Here is a 2,430-nt window from a genome sequence, read left to right on the forward strand (position 1 = left end):
GCCGCTTCATAGGCTTCGTGCTGTGGCTTCAGCACGGTTTCGCCGAACGGCAAATAGATGCTACCGAAAATGATCACCCCCGACAGCGCGAACATGAAATGAAACGGCAGCGCCACCACGCCGGTGAGATTGTGCAAGTCGAGTGTGCTGCGCTGGACTTGTTTGCGCGGCCGGAACGTGAACAGCTCACGAAAAATCTTTCGATGCATCACCACGCCGCTCACCAGCGCAGCCAACATCACCAACGCTGCCAACCCGACCATCCAATAGCCCAGATCTTTCCAGGTCCAATGCAAGCTGTAGTGCATGGGATAGAAGAATTCACTGCCGATGTTGAGCTGGTTTTGGTTCAACACCGCGCCGGTGGCCGGATTGATAGTCTTGTGGCCGTGAATATGATCTTCCGGATCGATGGCGTTGGGCAGACCGAAGCTGGAATACACCGTCAGCACCGGATCGCGATGGGTGGTGTACGCGCTCCAGTCCATCACCGGCAGCTTGTCGGGAATCGGGCCTATGACGCGGGCCTTGGCGGCTTCCAGATCGTCGGCATCCGGCCGAGTAATGCTACGAAAGGTGGCTTCCAGCATCTTGTCGAAGGATGGCATGGGTTGCGGCGCCAGCCGGGTTTCGGGAATGGCCCAGCGATCGATCTCGCGATCGAACACCGACAATGCCCCGAAGAAAAACACCACCACCAGCACATAGCCCAGCACCAGGCCGAACCAGGTATGCAGCCAGGTCATCGATAGCCGGAACGATTGAAACATTCTTGACCTCGATCAAACCGTGCGAGCCAGCAGCCAACCGAGCAGGCTCATGACCGCGCCGCCGCCGCCCAGCACCAGCCAGACGCGCCACAAGCTCGCGGCCGCGAACGCCCAACAGAACATCACCAGGAACAAGAGGAATGCCAGCAGATAGGCCAGCTCGCTAGCTTCGTGGTAGGAGGCGCCGGCGCTCAGCGCCAAGGCGATGCCCAAGGTGGTGGAGCCCCACACGAACACCCAGCTGCCCAGCAAGCTGGCCGCGACTCGCGACAGGAGGTGCACCTTGGAGACCGAAGCAGTAGCCGACATGACAGCCCCGAATACGGCGCCCTGGCTAAAAAAATGGCTACAGGCGAGAGCAGGCAGTCTAGCTCGGCCCGGCAGCCAGGTCATCCTGCCCCGGAGCCTACGTCGAGCCAGCCATTCCATGGCCGCCCGGTGCCCGGTCCGGCGCCAGGCTGGGTCAGTTCCGCCCTGGACCTAGCGCAGGACCACGGTCCGGTTGCCGAACTCGAAAATACGATCTTCGACGTGCCATTGAATGGCTCGATTCAGCACCACGGTCTCGATTTCATTGCCGAGCGTAGTCAGCTGTTCGGCATCCATGGTGTGGTCGACGCGTTCGACAGCCTGCTCGATGATCGGACCTTCGTCGAGATCGTCGTTCACGTAGTGAGCCGTGGCACCGATCAACTTCACGCCGCGTTCGTAGGCCTGGTGATAAGGCCGAGCGCCTTTGAAGCCCGGCAGGAACGAGTGATGAATGTTGATGGCCTTGCCGGCCAGCGCACGACACATCTCACTGCTCAGGATTTGCATGTATCTCGCCAACACCAGCACGTCCGCGTTCAGCTCCTTGAACAACGCCAGCATCTTGCGTTCTTGCGCGGCCTTGCCGTCCGGCTCGATGGGTAAATGGTGATACGGCAGACCATGCCACTCGACCAGGCGACGCTGGGTTTCGTGATTGGACACCACGCCAACGATATCCACTGGCAGCGTGCCCACCTCCCAGCGATGCAAGATGCTTTTCAAACAATGACTCTGTTTCGACACCGCCACCAGCACGCGTTGACGAATGGCGGCATCGCGAATCTTCCAAGTCATGTTGAGGCGTGCGGCGACCTTGCCGAAGTCACGCTTCAGCTGCTCGATATCCAGCGGTGCAGAACCACCCGACTCAAACACCACACGCAGAATCGAGCTGTTGGAAACCGGCTCCCGGAAGTGCTGTGCCTCGGTAATCAGCGCACCGTGCTGCGCCAGGTCGCTGGTGACGGCGGCGACCACGCCGACGGTATCCGGACACGAAAGCGTAACGATATAACTCGGCGTGCGTGCGGTCATAGGGTTTTGAATTCCACGGCTGCGTCAGCCAGCCAGTCTGCCAGATATTGCAAATAACTGCGGGCCACGTACAAACGAAACTCTAATTCATGCTCGTGGGTCACGACTACGCCCATCTGCGCAAAACGCACGCGTGCACATCGCCCGACGGCAAAGGCCTGCGGATGAAAATCCAGGCCACAGCCTTTCGACAACACCTCTCGCGCCAGTGAACCGCGAACGCTCACCATGCCTACGCCGTCGGTGGAGTCGGTCAGCACCGCGCCCTGAGCTGTTAGATCGGCCGCGAGGCGCTGAGTAGTGCTCGACGACA

At 60.0% G+C, this 2,430-nt stretch carries 4 protein-coding genes; all 4 read right to left on the reverse strand.

From position 1 onward, the window contains the following. Nucleotides 1-770, reverse strand: a 770-nt coding sequence (locus JNL55_RS12285) for a PepSY-associated TM helix domain-containing protein (RefSeq protein ID WP_293853203.1), incomplete at its 3' end; no start/stop codon positions are given. Nucleotides 771-782: 12 nt separating this feature from the next. After that, on the reverse strand, nucleotides 783-1,079 hold the full coding sequence (locus tag JNL55_RS12290; RefSeq protein WP_293853206.1) for a hypothetical protein: 297 nt from the start codon (nucleotides 1,077-1,079) through the stop codon (nucleotides 783-785). A 171-nt stretch (nucleotides 1,080-1,250) separates the two neighbouring features. Beyond that, nucleotides 1,251-2,117 (reverse strand): formyltetrahydrofolate deformylase, encoded by an 867-nt coding sequence (gene purU, locus JNL55_RS12295; protein ID WP_293853208.1) that lies wholly within the window; start codon nucleotides 2,115-2,117, stop codon nucleotides 1,251-1,253. Further along, a partial coding sequence (locus JNL55_RS12300) for a sarcosine oxidase subunit gamma (protein WP_293853210.1) occupies nucleotides 2,114-2,430 on the reverse strand: 317 nt, incomplete at its 5' end. The genes purU and JNL55_RS12300, both read right to left, overlap by 4 nt.

It is taken from the genome of Steroidobacter sp., from assembly GCF_016790065.1.
Lineage (GTDB): Bacteria > Pseudomonadota > Gammaproteobacteria > Steroidobacterales > Steroidobacteraceae > Steroidobacter.

Coding starts and splice junctions, on each gene's coding strand:
- purU (WP_293853208.1), bottom strand. CDS start 2,117: ATGACCGCACGCACGCCGAGTTATATCGTTACGCTTTCGTGTCCGGAT.
- JNL55_RS12290 (WP_293853206.1), bottom strand. CDS start 1,079: ATGTCGGCTACTGCTTCGGTCTCCAAGGTGCACCTCCTGTCGCGAGTC.